The organism is Paenibacillus sp. p3-SID1389, assembly GCF_025151705.1.
In the GTDB taxonomy this organism is placed as follows: domain Bacteria; phylum Bacillota; class Bacilli; order Paenibacillales; family Paenibacillaceae; genus Fontibacillus; species Fontibacillus phoenicis.
On sequence record NZ_JALXVO010000104.1, the window covers coordinates 1 to 2,428 of the forward strand.

Annotated in this window: 2 protein-coding genes; both read left to right on the forward strand. The window is 50.1% G+C overall.

Going from position 1 to position 2,428, the window contains the following annotated elements:
* Positions 1–143: 143 nt before the first annotated feature.
* Positions 144–1,631: an IS21 family transposase gene (istA, locus tag M3G15_RS21200; RefSeq protein ID WP_260072003.1), complete on the forward strand. Its 1,488-nt coding sequence runs from the start codon at positions 144–146 to the stop codon at positions 1,629–1,631.
* Position 1,632: 1 nt separating this feature from the next.
* A complete protein-coding gene (gene istB / locus M3G15_RS21205; RefSeq protein WP_185180795.1) occupies positions 1,633–2,358 on the forward strand; it encodes an IS21-like element helper ATPase IstB in 726 nt (241 codons plus the stop codon).
* Positions 2,359–2,428 lie beyond the last annotated feature (70 nt).

Below are 2,428 nucleotides of genomic sequence, written 5' to 3' on the forward strand. Positions count from 1 at the left end.
CTGTTTATTGCATAATAGAAATGCCTACTATTGCAGCGTAAAAATGCCGAACTAAGATGCAAAAAAAGAGACACTTGTCAGCATCCCTCTATCATCCTATCGTTATGTTTGTCGACAACGTAGCGAGAGGAGAAGAAGAAAGGATGTTGAAAATGCCTCAACAACAATATATCAAGTTTTTGCGTGAAGTAGAAGGCTGTTCTGTGAATGAAATTGCACAACGTGTGGGGATTCATTGGCGAACCGCAAAAAAATATGCCGACCAATCGGATTGGAATGCGTCTGTGAGCAAACGGAAAAGCAGAAGTCCCGTAATGGGGCCGTTTGTGGAGATCGTCGATACGTGGTTGGAAGAAGACCGCTTGCTCCCACGAAAGCAACGTCATACAGGGGTTCGCATCTTCCAGCGTTTGCGAGACGAACATCAATTTACAGGCGGGCAACGCACGGTGCTAGCCTATGTACAAAAACGAAAGAGTGAATTGGAACTGGAACGTGCTAAAACGTATGAACGGCTGGAACATCCGCCTGGAGAGGCTCAAGTAGACTTTACTAATCTTGAAGTGAGCCAAGGACACCGGATGCTCACCTACAAGCTGCTGGTGATGTCCTTCCCTCATAGCAATGCCGCTTTCGTTTATCCGACACCGGCGGAAAATCAGGAATGCTTTCTGGAAGCGATGAAGCAGTGCTTTGAGCAGATGGGCGGCGTCCCTCAACGTATATGGTTCGACAACCTTTCTGCCGCCGTCGTACATATTGAGAAGCAAGGCGAACGGCAATTAACAGAAGGCTTTCAGCGATTTTGCGCTCACTACCGTTTTGAAGCTGTATTCTGCAATCCGTACAGCGGACATGAGAAGGGTCATGTGGAGAACAAATGTGGTTATTCCAAGAGGAACTGGGCCGTCCCCATTCCCATCTATGAAAGCCATGAACAGCTTGCCGCGTATTTCGCTGAGCAGGCAATGCAAGATCGCGAACGCCAACACTATACTCAAAACCGCCGAATCGCTGATCTATGGGAGGATGACCGACGTAAGCTCCTTACATTGCCGGAACATGGATTTGAGGCCTTTCGGTTGGCAGCTGCAGTGGTCAACAAGTACGGAGAGATTCGGATTGAAGATACGACGATTCCGTTGCTGGGGACGGTTGCGCCCGGCAGCGAGGTACTGGTCCAAATGTTTTGGGATCGCTCGGTCATTCTGAATGGCCATCACCAGAAAATCCGGGAAGTGCCCAGACCTTATACGGGGCGAACTGTGGACGTCCCGTGGTCGAAAGTGTTTACCGGATGGCTGAGAAAACCGCGCAGCGTTACACACTCACAATTCCTCCGCATGTTGCCGGAAACCTTGCAAGCGTATGTGACGGTGAAAGATCTGACTGAGCGAAAAGAACGCCTTCAGGCGCTGTCGCACTGGAGCGATGTGTACACCATCGAACAGATCCAAGAAGCGATCGCTTTGTTAGGCCAGAATACGGCGGTCGACCGTATCACGGCCGTCCTTGGCATGAAACATGGAAACCGAGACTTGCCGGTTACGTGGGAGGAGACGCTGTCACCACCGGGGACTCGTTCAGATGGCTCTCTCGAACGTTACGACCAACTGGTGGGGGTGGGCTAAGATGGCTATAGAACTGGCGGATTTGTGCCGGCAGCTACGATTAGCGCATGTCATGGATTATGTATCGCTTCAACAGAGCGAAGAGATTCAAAGTATTGTGGAACAAATTCTTTGTGCGGAACTGGATGGTCGCCGCCGTGCCAAGTTAGGGAAACTCGTCCAGCAGGCTGGGTTTCCGCATATTAAGACCTTTGAAGGGTATGTGTATGACCACATCTCTTTTCCAAACGGCAGCAGTCCAGAGAAAATCCAGGGATTGGAATGGTTGGAACGCAAGGAGAATTTGCTCCTAATGGGTGCCGTAGGCACGGGAAAGACGCATATGGCAACGGCATTGGGTGTGGAGGCTTGTCGCCGAGGCAAGGCGGTGCAGTTTTACCGAGCCTCCGATCTGGTCGCCGTGCTTCAGGAGAAATTTGCGGCGGGTACGCTCAGCCGATTTCGAGAGAAGTTGAGAAAGGTTGATTTGCTCATCCTCGATGAGGTTGGTTACGTCCCGTTCAGCCAAACCGGGTCTGAGCTATTATTTAACGTGATTGCGGATTGCTATGAGCAACAGAGTGTGATCGTTACATCCAACTTGGAGTTTGGTCAATGGACGTCGATATTCGGCGATACCAAGCTAACATCAGCACTTGTCGATCGTCTGGTGCACCATGCTCATATTCTCTCCTTCACAGGCGAGAGTTTCCGCTTCAAACAAGCAATGGAACGAATTCCTATGTAACTTCGATGCTGGCAAGTGGGTTTGGTACTTTTGGCTGCAAACCTAAGCATTTTCTACTTGCAAAACACAA

Bases quoted from the DNA above. Each gene is read 5' to 3' on its own strand.
- istB (WP_185180795.1), top strand. From the start codon at position 1,633: ATGGCTATAGAACTGGCGGATTTGTGCCGGCAGCTACGATTAGCGCAT.
- istA (WP_260072003.1), top strand. From the start codon at position 144: ATGTTGAAAATGCCTCAACAACAATATATCAAGTTTTTGCGTGAAGTA.